Genomic DNA, 19,627 nt, shown 5'->3' with positions numbered 1-19,627 from the left:
CGAATCACCTTTTATTGAAAATTGACTTTATCTTTAATTAAATAGAATAAATTATATTCTATCATTATAACCCAATGATTGTGAATTGTGAAAAGGAAAAGATTTTACTGACATTTCACCATAATTTTTTGTTCAATTATACAAAAGTACCCGCTCCTCTCCAAGAGATTCACGGGTACTTTTTATCACCGTAGTTTTACTATATAGTGATTAGTATTTTTCTAATACTAATACATCGTAACCATCTAACATTTTACGACCATCTAAGTAAGTAAGTTCTACTAAGAATGCAATTCCTGCTACAATTCCGCCTAGCTCTTCAACTAACTTAATTGTCGCTTCAATTGTTCCACCTGTAGCTAATAAGTCATCTGTAATTAATACGCGTTGACCTGGCTTAATTGCATCTTTATGGATTGTTAAAACATCTTTACCATATTCTTTACCGTAGTCAACCGTAATTACTTCACGTGGTAATTTTCCTAATTTACGAACTGGCGCAAATCCTACTTCTAACGCATAAGAAACTGGGCAACCGATAATGAAACCACGAGCTTCTGGTCCTACTACAAGATCGATGTCTCTCTCTTTTGCATACTCAACGATTGCATCTGTTGCTGCTTTGTATGCTTTACCGTCGTTCATTAACGGTGTAATGTCTTTAAACACAATACCTTCTTTTGGATAATCCGGTACAATTGCGATATGTTGCTTGAAATCCATATTTCTGAATCCTCCTCAGATCTAAAAGGTTTGTAAATACAAATCCTTTACCCTAACTGTTCTACTTCTTTATGATTACGAATCGTTTCAAACCATGTATATAGTTGCTGATATGTGCTATAAACCAATTCTTTTTCTAATTGTAAGTGGTTCATTTTCTCACGATATGTGTTCGATTCAATTAAATCACGCTTTTGTTTTTTGTCTGCCATAAAAATAACGCCATCTTTTATTGTAACAAATTCTAACTCAAAAAACACCTGTGTCATGAAATTTACTGTATCTTTTGACCAACCTTTATGTTGGCATAGTTGCGCTCCATATTGTCTTAAAGAAAATGGTGCTTTTTGGCTCAAGAACGAATAGTACCATTTAAAGTGTTCTCTCGTTGGAACAGTACTGAATAAATGATTATTCTCTTGATAAAATAGTGTATAAATTCGCGATGGGAACCCAACTTTAAATAGCTGTCGTAGTTCATCTGTTCCTTTTGGTAAATCAAGGAACACAACGTATTGATCATCTAACTGCGTAACTTCTGATGCATGCATCATATACTCTTTATAGTCTTCTAAAGAAAATTTATTCAATACCTCTTCAGAAAAATACACCATCGTTATTTTTTCTTTCGGAAGTTCCGCTACATTCGCCTCTACGTTACGCATGCTACGCCAATCAAATAATTGCCACGCCTCTACAGCAATATCTTGCACCATTAATTGCGGCTTCTTAAAATTATTCCATTCATTGATAGATGCTTCCCCTATTACAGATACCTTTGCAACTGGAGAAATTTCTTTCGCATACGCGCCAAAACCAAATCCAATTGTATCCAGTGTCGCTTGTCCATCACGAAGAGCCATTTTTAAATGTGAACCGTCTGATCCAATTGCACGAATACTTTCTAAATCTGCATCTTTCACTGCAATACGTGGCTTTGGATTTCCAACACCAAATGGCGCTAACTTTTGCATATCTTCAATTGCTGCAAGTGTTACATCCTCCACTTTACAAAAGACATCAACAGCTGTAATTGGAATAAAGTCTTCTTCTGTTAAAATTGTATCTGCTTGTTCATTTAAGCGGCGGCGCAATTCATCTACATTATTCATATGTAGCGTCATTCCCGCTGCCATCGGATGTCCTCCGAAGTGTGGCAATAACTCTCTACAATCTGACAAGTTTGCAAACAAATCAAATCCTGCAATACTACGCGCTGAACCTTTCGCTGTTTCTTTCACAGGATCAATGCTTAATACAATCGTCGGACGATAAAAACGTTCAACTAATTTAGAAGCGACAATTCCAATGACACCCGGATTCCATCCTTCTTTTGCAAGCACTAACACTTTATTTTCTTCAGGTGGGAAATTATTTTCCACTTCAGCGATAGCTTCTTCTGTAATTTGCTTTACAATATCTTTTCGTAATTTGTTCAACTCATCAATTTCTTCAGCAAGCTCTTTCGCTTCTTCTGGATCCTCTGATAATAAAAGATGTACAGCCGGCGTAGCATCTTCTAAACGTCCAACAGCATTAATACGAGGTGCGATTGAGAAACCAATACTCTCTTCTGTAATTTCACTTTGCGAAACGTTAGCAACTTTAAATAGCGCCTGTAGTCCGATATTTTTCGTCATGCGCATATGTTTTAGACCACGCTTCACTAGCAATCTATTTTCACCGTGAAGTGATACTAAATCGGCTACTGTACCAATTACTGCAATTTCTAATAAATGTTCTGGTACACGGCCTAATAGTGCATGTGCAACTTTAAACGCAACACCTACACCAGCTAAATAGTGAAACGGATACACACCGCCATCTAATTTTGGATGAATAATCGCAAGTGCTTCTGGCAATTCTGGTGGTGGCTCATGGTGATCCGTAATAATAAGATCTATTCCAAGTTCCTTCGCTACCTTCGCTTCATGTACCGCTGCGATACCAGTATCGACAGTAATAATTAGTGAGAATCCTGCGCTATGCGCCCAACGGAATGCTTCTTCGTTTGGTCCATAACCTTCTGTAAAACGGTTTGGAATATAAAATTCTACGTCTGCACCTAATTCTTGCAAGGCAAGGTATAAAACAGTCGTACTACTTACTCCGTCCGCATCGTAGTCACCAAATATTAATATTTGCTCTCCATTTTGAATCGCCTTATTTACACGTTCTACCGTTCTATCCATTCCTTCTAATAAAAATGGATCATGAAATTCTTGATTTTCTGTATTTAAAAAATCTAAAATCTTATCTTCTGTATCTAATCCTCTGCCGAGGAATAACGAAACGACAAGTGGTGATAATTGTAATTTACTTGCTAATTCACTCACTCGTTCGCCATTATATTCTTTTTCTTTCCAACGCGTCTTCGGTTGTAACACGAAATCACCCCTTAACCTGTTCATTATACAAGACAGATTAAGGGGTGACAATATCATGCAAACTACGATGCAATATCTATATACTAAAATGTTGCTAATGTTTAATTTGGAGAATACGGATTTATATGTACAAACACATTTTGTACGTTATCTTGTTTCATAAGCGTTTCTTTCACATGCTTTCCAATGCGGTGCCCTTCTTCTACAGTAATGTATGGATCTACTGAAACTTTAATATCAACAATAACGTAATGTCCATGCTCCCTTGCATATAAAGAACCAATCTTTTTCACACCATCTATTTGAAGCACTGCTTCCCTAAGCGGAATAACGTCTTCTTCATGAAGAACATGATCCAGCGTTGCATGAATTGCTTCTGCCCCAATACTCCACGCCATTTTTGCAACAAGAAGTGAAACGAATAATCCTGCAATTGGATCAGCATATACAAGCCAATCTAACCCAAACTTACCACCGATAATCGCTGCACAAATACCAATTAAAGCTGCAATTGAAGAAAATACATCCGAACGGTGCTCATATGCATTTGCAATAATTGCATCACTATTTACCCTCTTCCCTAATCGGAATTTATATTGAAACATCCCTTCCTTCACGATAATCGAAAGAACAACAGCAAAAATCGTAATTCCTTTCGGTGGTTCTAGTTCCTGCGAAAAAGCTTTTATAGACGAAATCGCTATCTCGATCCCCACAATAAATAACAATACTGCAACAATAATCGCTGAAATCGATTCCGCTTTACCATGACCGTACGGATGATCTTCATCGGGCGGCTGCTTTGCTGCTCGCAATCCAAACAGTACAGCTAGTGAACCAATTACATCTGACGCAGAATGCACAGCATCCGCTAATAGCGCTTTACTGTTCCCAATATAACCAATTACCGCCTTTACAATCGCTAATATAATATTACCAACGATCCCGACGATAGCACCAAACTCGGCCTGTTTAAAACGTTCATCTTTTTCCATCATTAAAATCCCTTCTTTTCTTAACCTATCTTTTTATCCCACTTTAATGGGCAGTAAGACCTCCACTTTCTTCCACTTTATCATTTGAAAGTTGCTATCTTATTGTATCCACAAACGAAAAAAGAGATGCCTCATAAAGAGACATCATCTTTTTTATACTTGCGGTTCAGATTCTACTTTCTCAACCTTTTTCTTGTTTTTGCCCTTTTTCAAACGACGGTTTTCAAGCATTAACCAAATTTGAGAAGCAACGAAAACAGAAGAATACGTACCTACAACTAATCCAACAAGTAACGCAAACGAGAAGTTACGTAGTGACTCACTACCGAAGATAAGCAGTGCAATTACTGGGAATAACACTGTTAATACAGTATTAATCGAACGACCAAGCGTTTGACGAATACTTGCATTTACGATTTCTTCTAAATCTTTTATATCGCGTACTCGTTTTTTCTGTTTGTATAATTCACGGTTTCTATCAAATGTAACGATCGAGTCATTAATAGAATAACCGATGATTGTTAATACCGCAGCGATAAACGTTAAGTCTACCTCTAATTGGAAAATACTAAATATAACAACCATAACGAATGCGTCATGTAATAATGCAAGTACTGCAGATAATGCGTACGTAAATCTGAATCGAATACTTACGTATAAAATGATAACCGCAGAAGCGATTAATACTGCGATAAATGCATTTCGTGCAATTTCTTTCCCAATTGTCGGTGAAACTGTACTTACGTTTGGATCTGTACCATATTTATCGTGGAAGAATGTTTTTGTTTTCGCAATTTCATCTTTTGATAGAACGCCTAATGTACGAACTGCGAATCCTTTATTGTCTTCTCCAGTCGGTACAATATTTTCTTCCTTCACATCAATTTTCAATTCTTTAAAATCTTTATAAACATCAGATACAGTAACTGCTTGTTTTGATTGTAAGTCGATACGTGTACCACTCGCAAAGTCAATACCAAGATTCAATTTGAAAATTGGCAAGATAATTGCACCTGCAATTACAACTACAATCGAGAACACAAGGAATTTATGACCGATATTTACGAAGTTAATACGATCAAATCTTGTCGGTGGATGTACTACACCTTTTGTTAACGGAATAATTTCCTTTTGTTTCACACCAAAGTATCCTGGTTTTTTATCGAAGTAACGGCTCTTTACTAGTAAACTTAGTAAGAAACGAGTACCGAATACGTTCGTAATGAAACCGACTAAAATACTTACGATTAAACTTGTTGCGAACCCTTTTACAGAACTATTACCATAAACGAATAACACACCAGCTGCTGCAAGTGTTGTAATGTTCGCATCTAAAATCGTTGCTAATGAACGATGGTTACCAGCACGGAATGCTGACATCATTGACTTACCAATTTTCAGCTCTTCTTTCAGTCTCTCGTACGTAATAATATTCGCATCAACTGCGATACCTACTCCGAGCACTAACGCCGCAATACCCGGCAGCGTAAGAACTGCATGCATCCAGTTAAAGACAAGTAACGTAACGAAAATGTATAGACCTAACATAATAACCGCTACAAGTCCTGGTAAACGGTAGAATACAAGCATAAATAAGAAAATAAGAGCGATACCAATCGCACTAGCGAAAATCGTTTGCTCTAACGCTTGTTGACCAAACTTCGCTCCAACAGATGTTGAATACATTTCTTTTAAATCAACAGGAAGTGCACCAGCATTTAATAAAGATGAAAGTTGTTTCGCACTTTCAACTGTGAAGTTTCCACCTACGATAGATACTTCAGCTTGGTTAAATACTTGGTTTACTGTTGCTGCTGATAAGAACTTCGGATTCGGTTTTGCAGATTCTGCTTTGTACGAATCTTTTCCTTCTTCAAAATCAAGCCAAATTACCATTAAATTTGTTGGTGGTGGCATTTTTGAAATTTTTTCAGTTACTTCACGGAATTTTTCAGCGCTCTTTAGTGTAAGACCTACGCTCGCACGGCCTTGCTCATCAAATGTTTGCTTCGCTCCGCCGCCTTTTAAATCCGTTCCGTCCATAAGAAGATTATCATCTACATCACGGAATGTTAATTTTGCTTGTGTGGATAACATTTCACGTGCTTTTTGCTGATCTTGTACACCAGCAAGCTGTACACGAATTCGGTCCTGCCCTTCGATTTGAATGTTCGGCTCACTTACACCGAGAACATTGACACGATTCTCAAGAGCACCTACTGTACTTACAAGTACGTCTCGATCGATTTTGTCACCTTTTTTGGCTGGTTTTACTTCATACAGAATTTCAAAACCACCGCGAAGGTCTAGTCCTAGACTAATTCCTTTTGCTATGTCTTTTCCTGCCGCACCAATTACTCCACCGATTAATAAAACGATGAGGAAAAAGGCAGCAATTCTCGTACCACGCTTTGCCATATGTACCCTCTTTCCGCTACTAACACTTTAAATAAATCTCTTACGATTCACTTTTACACGTGTGCATACGTCTAGTTAGTAGACTTCCTTTCTATAATTTTGCTAGCTCATCACTAGCCATGCCGGTAAGTTTTCACAATACCTGCACTTTCATTATTTGTTTTCTCTCTTCACTACCTCCTTTATATATGATCTTAGACATAATTATTTCCTGATTATCAATACCTATCATTATACTGCAAAAGGAAGAACAAACCAATTGCAGTCGGTTATTTATTTTCATATTCATCAAATGACCAAAGTGGCGCTTGATATGCTTCAACAGTTAAATATGTCATATATTCATTAGCACTTACGGTTAATACGTCATTAACTAATTCATACAATCTAACATCGCTGTCTATCTTCTTCCACTTTTTCACTTTAAGAAACTTCCAAATGTCATCATCTGTCACTCTGTCGTAGCCGAACATTTGAAACTCTTCTACTTTACTTTCTAAAACGACTTGTAACTGTCCGCGGTATGATTCTACCAAAGCCTCTCTATCTAACATATATAACATCTCCTTCTTATTTCGCACGAAAAGTCGCTTTTATTCCCGCTCTAATGGACAGCAATAACTACTTTCAAGAGCACTCTCTTAAATGCTTGTCATTCTTGTCTCGTACGTGCATATAAATTATTGTAAATCATTCCATTGATTTTGAGAAGGTAGGAGAAGACCATGACGAGACAAAGCTTTTTAAAAGGCGCATTTATTTTAATGATAGCCGGCTTTATTACCAAGATCCTAGGATTTATTAACCGTATTGTAATGGCACGTATTTTAGGGGAAGAAGGCGTTGGCCTTTATATGATGGCTGTCCCTACATTTATTCTAGCAATTACATTAACACAAATTGGTCTTCCTGTCGCAATCGCAAAATTTGTAGCAGAAGCGGAAGCTGTGAACGATAAACAAAAAGTTAAAAAAATATTAACAGTATCATTAGCTGTTACATCCATTATTAGTATCATTTTAACAATTGGAATTATGCTCCTCACACCTATTTTAGCAAAAACATTATTAACTGATGAACGAACATACTATCCATTAATGGCCATTTTACCTGTCGTTCCTGTTATTGCTGTTTCTTCTGTTTTACGCGGTTATTTCCAAGGGAAACAAAATATGAAGCCTAGCGCTTACGCCCAAGTTATAGAACAAGTTGTCCGCATTACAATTATCGCTATATGTATTCAATTATTTTTACCTTACGGCGTAGAATATGCTGCAGCCGGCGCTATGTTATCAGCCGTTCTCGGTGAAGTTGCATCGTTATTATTTTTACTCACTTTATTCCAGCGTGAAAAACATTTATCTATACGCTCTGGATTTTTCACTACTGTAAAGGAAAGCAAGGGAACATTTTATTCTCTTATGGATATTGCACTTCCAACTACAGGAAGTCGCTTAATTGGTTCCGTTTCCTATTTTTTTGAACCTATCGTCGTTATGCAAAGCTTAGCGATTGCCGGCGTTGCTGCTTCCGTCGCAACCCAGCAATACGGTATATTAAACGGGTATGCCTTCCCACTTCTTTCACTGCCAGCCTTTATTACATATGCTCTTTCTACAGCACTCGTTCCATCCATTAGTGAAGCAATGGCCAAAAGACAACATAAATTAGTGGAACACCGCTTGCAACAAGCTCTGCGTATCTCATTAATTACTGGCGGCTGGTCAGTTGTTATATTATACGTATTCGCTTCTCCTGTTTTAACTCTTATGTATGGATCAGATAGTGCAACAGCATTCATCCAGCTCCTTGCACCTTGCTTTTTATTTCATTATTTCCAAAGTCCACTTACCTCTGTTTTACAAGCTTTAAACTTAGCACGCGCCGCCATGATGAATACATTTATTGGCGCAATCGTGAAATTAATCGTTATTTTTGTACTAGCTTCAAGGCCAGAGTTTCAAATGATGGGAGTTGCCCTTGCTATCGCTGCAAATATAGTAACAGTAACTTTTCTCCATTACGCTACTGTTTTAAAGAAAATTACATTCACCATTTACGCAAAAGACTACATTTTCGGCGGACTTGCCATCGGTATTGCAGGCTCTTTCGGTTTTTACCTTCATAAGTATATGATTTTCTCTCATTCACTTGGCATACAAACATTATGGGAAATCACTTTAACAACGCTCGTTTATATTGTGCTCCTCTTCATTTTCAAACTCATTCGAAAAGAAGAGTTAAGCCGCCTTCCTATCATTCGAAAGCTTTCATTTTTGAAGTGAACGGGCTTACTATGTCGTATAGTAAGCCTCTAGCTTTCTTTCGAATCAACAAAAAATTCTCCATTTTGAAAGCTGCAATATAAAATTTTTGTTGTATCGTTATAACCTAAGTTTTTTAATTTCCCAATAAGCCATTCATCTGTATGTTCAATCATTTGTAAATGACTAGATTGAATTTCTCCATCAATAATAAGCGGAAGAGTAAACTGCAATGCATCCTGCCCGCCTTTTTGTTTTTGAAAAACAGATAACTTCCCAGATGGTTCTAAAATGGCATATTCTACATCCCTAATATCTCCGACTCCCTGCTCCCTTAATTGCATCATTAAATCATCTATATTATATCGCTGGTTTCTCATCTTTTTTTCATCAATTTTTCCAGCATTAATAATAATCGCTGGTTCTCCTTCTATCAAATGTCGAAACCGTTGAAACTTTAATGAAATGACTGACAAAATGATTTGTATACACATAAGAAAGGTCATCGGAACTAATTGATGCCAAAGTGATTTGTCGGTATTTTCAATTGCTACTACAGCCATTTCACCGAGCATAATAAATACGACTAAATCTAATACACTTAATTCTCCTATCTCACGTTTACCCATAAGGCGAAAGATAATTAAAATGATAATATACAAAAGCATCGTCCGGCCAATTACCGATATCCATTCCATTTCTACATCTCCTTTTTTACATATAGGCTCCCCTTTAAAAAAGAAACTAGTCTAACTTAGGCAAAAGGAAAATATGCTTGTATTAAAAAGGGGGAATGTATAAATGGATGGAACAAAAAAATTATCAACTGCAATCGGCTTCGGTATCGTTACCCTATTAATTCTTGCAACAGTTACTAGCATGATTATGGCTCTTTTATTAAAATTTACAGATATGAATGAGGGCACATTAGCTGTTACTATTTTTATAATAGCTCTTTTATCTATGCTTATATCCGGATTTACTGCCGGCAAAAAAGCACAAGGAAAAGGTTGGCTAGTAGGCTTCTCAACAGGACTTACATTCACTATACTTGTTTTTTTAGTTAACTATTTAGGCTTCTCTCAAACTTTATCGAACTCACAGGTACTTTACCAATTAGCCTTAATGGGTGCGAGTACACTCGGTGGTATTTTCGGTGTAAATATGTCCAAACAAAACACCTAAAAAAGGCCCTGCACATTTCATGCAGGGCCTTCCTCATTAGTTTTTCACAACTTCACGAATCGCATTGCGATCGAAAGTTAAGTGTGAACCACCAGATTTAATAACGATTTTCGTATCATCTACTGATTCGATTGTACCGTGTAAACCACCGATTGTTACGATAGCATCACCTTTTGCTAACTCACTTTGCATTTGAGCAACTGCTTTTTGACGTTTTTGTTGCGGGCGAATTAATAAGAAATAGAAAATCGCAAACATCGCAACAATCATAACGATATTCATCATACCTGGATTCATCTTTTTGTTCCTCCTTTTAAATTATGTATTAGAAGTTTTTAGCATTCGGTTTATTAAAGCCATACTGTTCAAAGAACTCTTCGCGGAAATCGCCAAGACGGTCTTCACGAATAGCTTGTCTCACCTGCTCCATTAAGTTTAACAGAAAATGAAGGTTGTGATAAGACGTTAAACGAATTCCAAACGTTTCATCACATTTCATTAAGTGACGAATGTACGCACGAGAGTAATTTTTACATGTATAGCAATCACAATTTGGATCAAGCGGACCGAAGTCTCTTGCGAATTTCGCATTTTTTACAACTAGACGACCTTCACTTGTCATACATGTACCATTTCGAGCGATACGAGTTGGAAGTACGCAGTCAAACATATCAATACCGCGAATTGCACCGTCGATTAATGAGTCAGGAGAACCTACTCCCATTAAGTAACGTGGCTTATTATCTGGAAGAAGTGGTGTTGTAAATTCAAGTACACGGTTCATAATATCTTTCGGCTCACCTACAGATAAACCACCTACAGCGTAACCAGGGAAGTCCATTGAAACAAGGTCTTTTGCACTTTGGCGACGAAGCTCTTCGAGCTCTCCGCCCTGTACAATACCGAATAAACCTTGATCTTGTGGACGTTCATGCGCTTTTAAACAACGCTCTGCCCAGCGGCTTGTACGCTCTACAGACTTCTTCATATATTCAAAAGTTGCTGGGAATGGAGGACATTCATCAAATGCCATCATAATATCTGACCCTAATGCATTTTGAATTTCCATCGCTTTTTCTGGTGATAGGAATAGTTTATCTCCATTTAAGTGATTACGGAAGTGAACGCCTTCCTCTTCAATACGACGGAAGTCACTTAAACTGAATACTTGGAAACCACCAGAGTCCGTTAAGATTGCACGATCCCAGTTCATAAATTTATGCAAACCGCCTGCTTCACGAATAATTTCGTGACCTGGGCGTAGCCATAAATGATACGTATTACTTAAAATAATGCCAGAATCCATTGCTTTTAATTCTTCTGGTGACATTGTCTTAACTGTTGCAAGTGTACCAACTGGCATAAATGTCGGTGTATCAAATGAACCGTGCGGCGTATGTACACGTCCTAAACGCGCCCCCGTTTGTTTACAAGTTTTAATAAATTCATAACGAATTGCTGTCATAATTTACTCCTTTTATTTGTTTCCCATTTTAGCGTGGGATGCAACGAACATTGCATCACCGAAGCTAAAGAAACGATATTTTTCTTTTACTGCTTCATTATAAGCATGCAGTACATTATCTCTGTTTGCAAATGCACTTACAAGCATAATTAATGTTGATTTCGGTAAATGGAAGTTTGTAATTAAACCATCAATTGCTTTAAATTCATAACCTGGGTACATAAAAATATCTGTCCAGCCAGAAGCAGCACAAAGCTTGCCATCATGATCTGTCGCAATTGTTTCTAACGTACGAGTTGAAGTCGTACCTACCGTAATAATACGTCCACCACTCTCTTTCACACGATTTAATAATGCTGCTGTCTCTTCAGACATATGGTAATATTCTGCGTGCATATGGTGTTCTTCAATCGTATCAGCAGAAACTGGTCTAAATGTTCCAAGTCCTACGTGAAGTGTAATGAAAGCTAACTCGACGCCTTTTTGTTTTAACTTCTCTAGTAATTCTTCTGTAAAGTGAAGTCCTGCTGTGGGCGCTGCTGCTGAACCAATTTCTTTCGCATATACTGTTTGATAGCGATCGCGATTTTCTAGCGTCTCTTTAATATATGGAGGAAGTGGCATTTCTCCAAGTTCATCTAAAATTTCATAGAAGATACCGTCATATGAAAATTCAAGCTGACGTCCACCTTGATCTGCAGTTCCTGTACAAGTTGCTTTTAATTTCCCTTCGCCAAAAGAGATAACAGTTCCTTCTTTTACACGTTTCGCTGGCTTAACAAGCGTTTCCCACTTATCGCCTTCTTCTTGTTTTAGTAGAAGCACTTCAATGTGTGCTCCTGTATCTTCTTTCACACCGTGCAAACGAGCTGGCATTACTTTCGTTTCATTTAAAACTAAGCAATCCCCCTCATGTAAGTAAGAAAGAATGTCCGTAAAATGTTTATGCTCAATATCGCCTGTTTCGCGGTCTAACACCATTAATCTTGATGTTTCACGTTCTTCTAATGGGACTTGTGCAATAAGTTCTTCTGGTAAATGAAAATCAAACAGATTAATATCCATAACTATATCCACCTATTTCTTATTTAAATCGATTTATTATATACATAATAAAAGATAATACAATACTTAACACAATACATGTAATGATAGGAAAATAAAAGGTAACGTTTCCTTTTTTCACAAAAATATCGCCTGGAAGCCTTCCAATGAACTTCCAAGCTAATCCAACAACGATGAGTAAGATACCTGCTGTAATAAGCAATTTTGGCATCTCCGTCATATTTTTGGCATCTCCATTCCGAAATGCTCATATGCAAGTGGCGTTACAATTCGGCCTCTTGGCGTTCGTTGTAAAAAGCCTATTTGTAATAAATACGGCTCATACACATCTTCAATGGTATGGGATTCTTCTCCAATCGTTGCGGAAACCGTTTCTAACCCAACTGGGCCCCCACGGAATTTCTCAATAATACCAAGCAATAATTTATGATCGATGTGATCTAGACCTAATTTATCTACTTGCAGTAGTTCTAACGCCATTTGAGTAATTTCTATCGTAACTGTTCCGTTACCACGGACTTGTGCAAAATCTCGTACACGTCGTAATAAACGATTCGCAATACGAGGTGTACCACGAGCACGTCTTGCAATTTCTAGTGCAGCTAACGAATCAATTTCAACTTCAAACACTTCTGCTGTACGTTCAACAATCGCAGAAAGCTGATCTACTGTGTAATACTCTAATCTTGAAAGTACACCAAAACGATCACGAAGCGGCGCTGATAATGCTCCCGCACGTGTTGTTGCTCCAACTAATGTAAATGGCGGTAAATCTAAACGTACAGACCGTGCTGACGGACCTTTTCCAATTACAATATCAAGGCAAAAATCTTCCATCGCAGGATATAGTACTTCTTCAATTGATCTATGCAAACGATGAATTTCATCAATAAATAATACATCCCCTGGTTGAAGCGATGTTAATACGGCCGCTAAATCTCCCGGCCTTTCAATTGCTGGACCTGAAGTTGTTCTAACATTTACGCCCATTTCATTGGCAATAATATTGGCAAGCGTCGTTTTACCAAGACCTGGCGGCCCATATAAAAGAACGTGATCTAACGTTTCTTCACGCATTTTCGCTGCTTCAATAAACACTTCTAAATTATGTTTCGCTTTATCTTGGCCAATATACTGACGGAGCATCTGTGGCCGTAATGAATACTCTAAATCCGCATCTTCATATGCAGATTCCCCTGAAAGGAGACGTTCGTCCATTATACTCACCTCTTACCATTTAGTAAAAGACTAAGTGCCTTTTTAATATACTGATCCGTCGTTAATGATTCTTTTAATAGATCTGGTACAACGCGAGAAACTTCTCGTTCTGCGTATCCAAGTGCGCGCAGAGCTTCCAGCGCCTCATCAAGCTCAGCTGATGAACCTTTCTTCTCATCAAAACGTTCTTCGTCTGAGAATAAATCAACAAATGCATCTGGTACAACGTCTGCTAGTTTTCCTTTTAAATCTAAAATCATTTGGCGTGCTGTTTTCTTTCCCACTCCCGGGAACTTCACTAAAAACTTCTCGTCTTCATGTTCAATTGCTTGAACGACCTGGCCTGTTTGACCAGAAGCTAATATCGCAAGAGCACCTTTTGGTCCAATACCAGACACACCTAACAATTTTGTAAATAATAAACGCTCTTCACGTGTTTTAAACCCGTAAAGTGCCATAATATCTTCTCTCACATAATGATATGTATAGACACGGATTTCTTGCTTACTTCTTTGAAATACATACGGATTTGGTGTGAAAATTTGGTAACCAATTCCATTATGATCAATTACGACATATTCCGGCCCTACATACTCCACGTAACCTGTAACATATTCAAACAAAATACGATCTCTCCCTCTTAAATCATGTATTCCATTTTAACATATTTAATGATAGAAAAGCGAGACTGCCCCAACAAATGTTCTCTATTTGAAACTTCTGTTATTTTCCATTGACAGAAAGCATAAAGCACCTTAATATACAGATGTCGATAATGATTATCAATATTAATTAAAGGGGTTACATCAGGATGAAACAGAAGCTATTTATTTTATTTACGATTATGCTAGTTGTTCTTTCTATCGTTGGCTGTTCTTCTCAAAAAGAAGAAGCAAAAACAAAAGAACAACCGAAAACAAAAGTTGTAAAACACGCTAAAGGGGAAGCGACAATTCCAGTAAATCCAAAGAGAATTGTTGACTTATCTGGATCAACAGAAGAATTATTACTTCTTGGACACAAACCTGTTGGTACAGCAAATACATATAAAGATAAAATCCAAAATCATTTAACGGAGAAATTAGATGGCGTAAAAGCAGTGGGTTGGTACTGGGCACCTAAAGTTGATTTAGAAGCTGTTACTGCTTTAAAACCAGACTTAATTATTTTAAATAATCGTCAATTGAAGATTTATGACCAATTAGAAAAGGTCGCACCGACAGTTGTTTTAGAAACAAACTTAGAAGACTGGCGCGGTAAGTTTAAAGAAGTAGGTAAACTATTTGACGAAGAAAAAAAAGCAGACAAATGGATTGCAGACTACGATAAAAAAGCAGGCTCTCTATCTAAAAAAATTAAAGAAAAAACAAAAGATGAGAACTTTATGTTCGTCGCAGTTACACCACAAAACTTCCGCGTATACGGTAGCTTCGGATACGGTGACATCATCTTTAACGACTTAAAACTTCCAGCAACAAAAGGTACAGATTTAAAACAAACGATGGCGCAAGTATCGCTAGAAGGTCTTGTTGCATTCCAACCTGATCAAATGTTTATAGTAAACTTTGGCGGCGAAGCTGATAAAGTTTACGAAGACTACAAAAACAGTGCCGTCTGGAAAGACAATAAAGCTGTGAAAAACAATCATGTATATGAAGTATCAAACGAAGTCTTCAATACGAAAGCATTCAATCCAATCGGAAAAGACATGCTAATTGATGAAATCGCAAAACAAATTTTGGCGAAAAATAAATAAGAAAAAAAGCAGCTCACCATGAGCTGCTTTTTTTCTTATTTTGCACTGCATATTGTTTCATTTTTTCAATCGTCTTCACAAAACCTTCTTTTGATTTAATTCGAATACCACGCTTCAATTTCGCACGCTCATAACTCTCAAGCTTTTTCATATCAATTTGGAAGAAGGAATGAATCGCATTATCACTTTTCGGTACACCTTTAAAAATTTGTAATATCCCTTCCTCTGACACGCCAAAATAACCACTCGTCTTTAATAACGGAGAAATATCATCAACTTTCTTTTGTAGTACGATTTGTACATCATCACGATCAACGAGCTGCCATTCTTTATACTGCTGTAAAAACTTTTCTAAATCCGCCACTTTTTCTGTAAAGATTTCCTCACTTACTTCTCCATCAACATACATACGCTCTAATAAAATTGTAACTTCTGGCTCTTTTTCTGTTATTTTTGGTACTGGCCCTTCCGCCTTCACATTCGTTTCATAAAAGAAACAAAACATCATAACGAAAGCTTGCATCGCAATCAGTATCCATCTCATTTCCGTTCACCTCTTTTAGGCAAGATCAAACTTTCATTAGTAGTTTTTCCGGAAATGGGGGTTTTATCCCTAATTCATAGATTACTCTCATTAAGACTTATAGAGTGCAATGATTTCTACCTATTTCGAAACACATTGATTACGCGAAAACTTTTTTATATCTTTATTTGATTGTACCGTCGCTATATAAACCCCAATTAATACGATTATCATCCCAACTATTTGTTGCCAAGTAACAGCTGCTCCATACAATACAACTGAGATACCAGTAGCCACAATAGGAGTTAAATTTAAATACATACTCGCTTTGCTTGCACCTAGTTCTTCTACCCCTTTATTAAACACGATATATCCAACTAACGTCCCGCATACGACCATATACAACATTTCTATCCATCCCTGTAAAGAGAGTGTCGCAACCTTTCCCCATCCATCTTCATATAGAGAAAGGCCTACTAAAAACACAGTACCCAATACCGTCATACTCATTGTAGTTAACAGAGGGGAGACACCACTCATAACTTTTTTGCCTGTTAAGCTATATAACACCCCACAGGTTAAAGCAGCTATAAATAAAAGATCTCCCTTATTAAACGACAAAGACATAAGTATATTCATTGAACCACCCGTAATAACAACTATTACACCGACAAGAGATAAAGTTAAACTTATTCCGACTTTTATACTCCAAGACTCTTTAAAAAACAATATTGCTCCCAATGTTACAAAAACGGGCATTGTAGCAATAATAAGCGAGCCATTCAGAGTAGAAGTATAGTTAAGTCCCATAAAGAAAAAAACATTGTAGCCAAAAATACCTGTTAACGATACGAATAACAGTCCCTTCCAATTCTTTAATAACAAACTTGTATTCCACTCAGATTTCATAAACACTATGCCTATTAAAATACAACCCGCTAAACCAAAACGAATTGTTGCCGCAGTAATCGGTGGAATTTCAGTAATAACATGCTCTGCTGTCGCAAAAGACCCACCCCAAAATAAAGGAACAAGTAACATAATGACATACATACGATTTATTTTTTTCATTTTTATTACTCCTTTCAAGTAAACAGGTTTAAAAGTTTAAACTTATTTACTTGTTAGTTAAAAAAAATTAATAATTCGATTCTATTGCTTGAAGTAAATCCTTCACCTGTTTTAAAAATTCTCCGGCTATTATAGAATAAAAAATTTCTTTCCCATGTCGATCCGCTACAATTAGTTCTGCTTGCCTTAAAATTTTCAAATGATGCGAAACAGCTGGTCTAGAAATCCCCATTTTATCTGTTATTTGCGTTACATTCATCTGTTTGTTTTCTAATAACAGCATAATAATTTGCTGACGATTCTCATCTCCTAATGCCTGAAATATAGGTGTTACGCCCTGAAATTTTTCTAATACAACTTCTGTATTTCTACATTCAAACTTCTCCATATCCTATTCATCCCAACCTTTTATATATAAAAAACATGTAATATATTACCATTAAATAGTAACTCTTTCATTCACAATTGTAAATAACTTTATTTTCAGATTTTTATCCCGATAAAAAAAGGGAAGATTGGATTTCTCCATTCTTCCCTTTAGATTCATATAAAATGAAAGACGCCTGCAAAGCAGGCGTCTTGATGCGTTTACGGCGAGAGACCAGGCGACCACATTCGCGTGTTTAGCACTTAAGCATATCTCTCGTCTTACGTAAATTAGCTCATCGCTTTGCTAATATAACATTAATACAGTATAAGTGCAACATGTTTATAAAAATATTTCATTTCCTCTTTCATCCAAATGAATTATATGTAAATTATAAATTGATAAATGCAATATATATGTTACAATCAATGTAACAGCGAAATCATAATAAACAGGAGATGGATATTGTGAAAAAAATAAAGGATGAACGCCTCATTCTACAAACGTTAAAAAACGTACGTATTGCCTTTCTTTTTCAATCACTTGGTATAATTGGAATTTTAGGCTATATCGGATTCACTGAAGGAATGGACCAAATTACGAAATCTCCATTATGGCTATTATTTATTCTTACGAGTATCGTACTTAGTTATTTACAGTTAAGTGTTTCAATTGATGTAGAAGAAAGCGAAAAGGAAATAAAATTAACTCCTTATTACAAAATTGTTTTACGTTCTCTTATTATAGGAATCGTTATGGCTATTATTTATATTATTTTCAGTCCAGAAAGCCCCCTATTTGAAGCTATTTTAACAGGTGGTATTCTCTTCATATGTTTTTTAGGTTCTTATTCCGTTAGTTATTTCATTAAAAAACGTCGTTTACAAGACGAAGATGAATAAAGAGGAAGGGCTCCCCCTTCCTCTTTTGTTTTGCTATCGCATAGTACCAGTTAAACCGTAACGGATGTCTCGGAACATATTTGTTATGTCACGGTTGAAATCGTTTGTAACTGTACCGTTACGCAGTCGTGTACTCATTGCATCGACACGTGTAAACATGTCATTTCTTACAGAAACATATACGTTTCTGTTTCCAACTTCATTTGCAACAGCTTGACGAACTTCATTTGCAAGCGCTGTTTCATTCGATACTGGATTACGTGGTTTTACTGCAATCGCTACATCATTTCCATATACAACTGTAGACACACGGTCTACGTTATTCATACGTTTCACACGATTTGTAATTCTTTCTGCTGTTTTACCATCATTGTTAATGTATGAATTGTTCATTGTAATATTACGTGTTGGATGCGGATTAGCAATTTGACCATTGTAATTTACATCGCGGTAATAATTGTTATATCCTGTACCGTTACGACCATTTCTATATGTTACATAATCTGTATAACGATCGTTACGCGTTACATTATCACGATATTGGTGTGTATCATTATAAGATGTACGCTCGTAATTGTAGTTACGTCCATCCATTGCATTGTTATCTTTTGGTGTACCACATGCAGCTAATGCACTGGTAACTAACAAAGAAGCAGCAATCACTTTTACTTTCGTATTCAATACAAAAACCCCCTCTGTTAGAATGAGCTTCTCTTCTGAAAAGCTCCCTCTTATGATGAGTAACAGAGAAGGTTTTTACACTGTTAATATTTCACTAGGAATTTTCTAACATTAGGTGTAAATCTTCCTGTTTCAGAACGACTCTACATACAAAAAAAGATGGGAATAACCCCACCTTTTTTAAACTTCTTCTTCATCCTCTTCTTCTGAAACTGGCTCCCCAAATACATTTGGTGGATCTGGTTGGTAATACATCGTTCCTGGTTGTGGTGCATATGCCGATTGAGTTGGTTGATAATATAAAGGATTTGCGTATTGTGGCCCTCCAGGTTGTGGACTATATAACCTACTCTCTCCTCCACACCCACAATCTTCCTCTCCTTGCACGAGCGGCGGCATATTATTATCCATTGGCATCATATTTGGATTTGGCATAGACGTGTACTGCGGTCCAAATGGTGCACCTTGCTGATACGGCATTTGATATGGGTTTGGTTGTTGATAATACGGATTCGGTGGCATCATAGGTTGTTGGTATGGCATTTGATATGGCATCATATTCGGTGGTTGATTATTATCCATGCTCGGCATCATGTTTGGCATTTGA

20 protein-coding genes and 1 pseudogene are annotated in these 19,627 nt (G+C 36.9%); 4 read left to right on the top strand and 17 right to left on the bottom strand.

What is annotated here, in order from left to right; genetic code table 11:
- Window positions 1–210 precede the first annotated feature (210 nt).
- The 5 genes from ACZ76X_RS10730 to ACZ76X_RS10710 all read right to left on the bottom strand — a co-directional run bounded on the left by ACZ76X_RS10730 (window position 211) and on the right by ACZ76X_RS10710 (window position 7,077).
- On the bottom strand, window positions 211–723 hold the full coding sequence (locus tag ACZ76X_RS10730; protein ID WP_078383408.1) for an adenine phosphoribosyltransferase: 513 nt from the start codon (window positions 721–723) through the stop codon (window positions 211–213).
- Window positions 724–770: 47 nt separating this feature from the next.
- Complete coding sequence (recJ, locus tag ACZ76X_RS10725; RefSeq protein WP_479850457.1) at window positions 771–3,110, bottom strand: single-stranded-DNA-specific exonuclease RecJ; 2,340 nt, start codon at window positions 3,108–3,110, stop codon at window positions 771–773.
- A 101-nt stretch (window positions 3,111–3,211) separates the two neighbouring features.
- Entirely contained in the window at window positions 3,212–4,105 is an 894-nt protein-coding gene (locus tag ACZ76X_RS10720) for a cation diffusion facilitator family transporter (protein ID WP_078417956.1), read from the bottom strand.
- Window positions 4,106–4,258: 153 nt separating this feature from the next.
- Complete coding sequence (secDF, locus tag ACZ76X_RS10715; RefSeq protein WP_479850456.1) at window positions 4,259–6,523, bottom strand: protein translocase subunit SecDF; 2,265 nt, start codon at window positions 6,521–6,523, stop codon at window positions 4,259–4,261.
- Between the two features lie 269 nt (window positions 6,524–6,792).
- Complete coding sequence (locus tag ACZ76X_RS10710) at window positions 6,793–7,077, bottom strand: post-transcriptional regulator (RefSeq protein ID WP_000886978.1); 285 nt, start codon at window positions 7,075–7,077, stop codon at window positions 6,793–6,795.
- A gap of 171 nt (window positions 7,078–7,248) precedes the next feature.
- Between ACZ76X_RS10710 and spoVB the strand changes: the two genes are divergently transcribed.
- The gene (gene spoVB / locus ACZ76X_RS10705) at window positions 7,249–8,808 is read left to right on the top strand and encodes a stage V sporulation protein B (protein WP_479850455.1); all 1,560 of its coding nucleotides are present in this window, start codon (window positions 7,249–7,251) and stop codon (window positions 8,806–8,808) included.
- A gap of 29 nt (window positions 8,809–8,837) precedes the next feature.
- Here spoVB and ACZ76X_RS10700 read toward each other — a convergent pair whose 3' ends face one another.
- The gene (locus tag ACZ76X_RS10700) at window positions 8,838–9,485 is read right to left on the bottom strand and encodes a DUF421 domain-containing protein (RefSeq protein ID WP_098670090.1); all 648 of its coding nucleotides are present in this window, start codon (window positions 9,483–9,485) and stop codon (window positions 8,838–8,840) included.
- A 103-nt stretch (window positions 9,486–9,588) separates the two neighbouring features.
- Between ACZ76X_RS10700 and ACZ76X_RS10695 the strand changes: the two genes are divergently transcribed.
- On the top strand, window positions 9,589–9,972 hold the full coding sequence (locus ACZ76X_RS10695) for a TIGR04086 family membrane protein (protein WP_479850454.1): 384 nt from the start codon (window positions 9,589–9,591) through the stop codon (window positions 9,970–9,972).
- Between the two features lie 36 nt (window positions 9,973–10,008).
- Here the strand turns inward: ACZ76X_RS10695 and yajC are convergent, their stop codons facing one another.
- From yajC to ruvA, 6 genes are read right to left on the bottom strand one after another with little or no spacing between them, the layout of a single operon-like run.
- The gene (yajC, locus tag ACZ76X_RS10690) at window positions 10,009–10,269 is read right to left on the bottom strand and encodes a preprotein translocase subunit YajC (protein WP_048531388.1); all 261 of its coding nucleotides are present in this window, start codon (window positions 10,267–10,269) and stop codon (window positions 10,009–10,011) included.
- Window positions 10,270–10,297: 28 nt separating this feature from the next.
- On the bottom strand, window positions 10,298–11,437 hold the full coding sequence (gene tgt, locus ACZ76X_RS10685; RefSeq protein WP_479850453.1) for a tRNA guanosine(34) transglycosylase Tgt: 1,140 nt from the start codon (window positions 11,435–11,437) through the stop codon (window positions 10,298–10,300).
- Between the two features lie 12 nt (window positions 11,438–11,449).
- Window positions 11,450–12,502 carry a tRNA preQ1(34) S-adenosylmethionine ribosyltransferase-isomerase QueA gene (gene queA, locus ACZ76X_RS10680; protein WP_479850452.1) on the bottom strand — a complete coding sequence of 351 codons (1,053 nt, stop codon included), beginning with the start codon at window positions 12,500–12,502 and terminating at the stop codon, window positions 11,450–11,452.
- Window positions 12,503–12,521: 19 nt separating this feature from the next.
- Window positions 12,522–12,722, bottom strand: a complete 201-nt coding sequence (locus ACZ76X_RS10675) for a DUF2905 domain-containing protein (protein WP_000138162.1) — start codon at window positions 12,720–12,722, stop codon at window positions 12,522–12,524.
- The gene (gene ruvB, locus ACZ76X_RS10670; RefSeq protein ID WP_479850451.1) at window positions 12,719–13,720 is read right to left on the bottom strand and encodes a Holliday junction branch migration DNA helicase RuvB; all 1,002 of its coding nucleotides are present in this window, start codon (window positions 13,718–13,720) and stop codon (window positions 12,719–12,721) included. Before ruvB ends, ACZ76X_RS10675 begins: the two co-directional genes overlap by 4 nt.
- A gap of 5 nt (window positions 13,721–13,725) precedes the next feature.
- Window positions 13,726–14,343 (bottom strand): Holliday junction DNA helicase RuvA, encoded by a 618-nt coding sequence (gene ruvA / locus ACZ76X_RS10665; protein ID WP_479850450.1) that lies wholly within the window; start codon window positions 14,341–14,343, stop codon window positions 13,726–13,728.
- 188 nt (window positions 14,344–14,531) lie between these two features.
- On the opposite strand from ruvA, the gene ACZ76X_RS10660 reads away from it, so the two are divergent.
- Entirely contained in the window at window positions 14,532–15,476 is a 945-nt protein-coding gene (locus tag ACZ76X_RS10660; RefSeq protein WP_479850449.1) for an iron-hydroxamate ABC transporter substrate-binding protein, read from the top strand.
- A 13-nt stretch (window positions 15,477–15,489) separates the two neighbouring features.
- Here the strand turns inward: ACZ76X_RS10660 and ACZ76X_RS10655 are convergent, their stop codons facing one another.
- The 3 genes from ACZ76X_RS10655 to ACZ76X_RS10645 all read right to left on the bottom strand — a co-directional run bounded on the left by ACZ76X_RS10655 (window position 15,490) and on the right by ACZ76X_RS10645 (window position 17,458).
- On the bottom strand, window positions 15,490–16,020 hold the full coding sequence (locus ACZ76X_RS10655) for a BofC C-terminal domain-containing protein (protein WP_342715832.1): 531 nt from the start codon (window positions 16,018–16,020) through the stop codon (window positions 15,490–15,492).
- 120 nt (window positions 16,021–16,140) lie between these two features.
- Entirely contained in the window at window positions 16,141–17,070 is a 930-nt protein-coding gene (locus tag ACZ76X_RS10650) for a DMT family transporter (RefSeq protein WP_479850448.1), read from the bottom strand.
- Between the two features lie 67 nt (window positions 17,071–17,137).
- Complete coding sequence (locus ACZ76X_RS10645; RefSeq protein ID WP_479850447.1) at window positions 17,138–17,458, bottom strand: ArsR/SmtB family transcription factor; 321 nt, start codon at window positions 17,456–17,458, stop codon at window positions 17,138–17,140.
- Window positions 17,459–17,904: 446 nt separating this feature from the next.
- On the opposite strand from ACZ76X_RS10645, the gene ACZ76X_RS10640 reads away from it, so the two are divergent.
- Window positions 17,905–18,339, top strand: coding sequence for a branched-chain amino acid ABC transporter substrate-binding protein (locus tag ACZ76X_RS10640; protein WP_479850446.1), 435 nt, complete (start codon window positions 17,905–17,907; stop codon window positions 18,337–18,339).
- Between the two features lie 33 nt (window positions 18,340–18,372).
- Here ACZ76X_RS10640 and ACZ76X_RS10635 read toward each other — a convergent pair whose 3' ends face one another.
- Both ACZ76X_RS10635 and ACZ76X_RS10630 read right to left on the bottom strand, forming a co-directional pair.
- Complete coding sequence (locus ACZ76X_RS10635; RefSeq protein WP_098670082.1) at window positions 18,373–19,020, bottom strand: YhcN/YlaJ family sporulation lipoprotein; 648 nt, start codon at window positions 19,018–19,020, stop codon at window positions 18,373–18,375.
- A 180-nt stretch (window positions 19,021–19,200) separates the two neighbouring features.
- Window positions 19,201–19,627: pseudogene (locus ACZ76X_RS10630) on the bottom strand (peptigoglycan-binding protein LysM); the annotation flags it as partial.

The organism is Bacillus sp. BC05(2025) (genome assembly GCF_056725905.1).
Note: the sequence above shows the minus strand (reverse complement) of the source record. Positions and strands in the feature narration are given on the sequence as shown.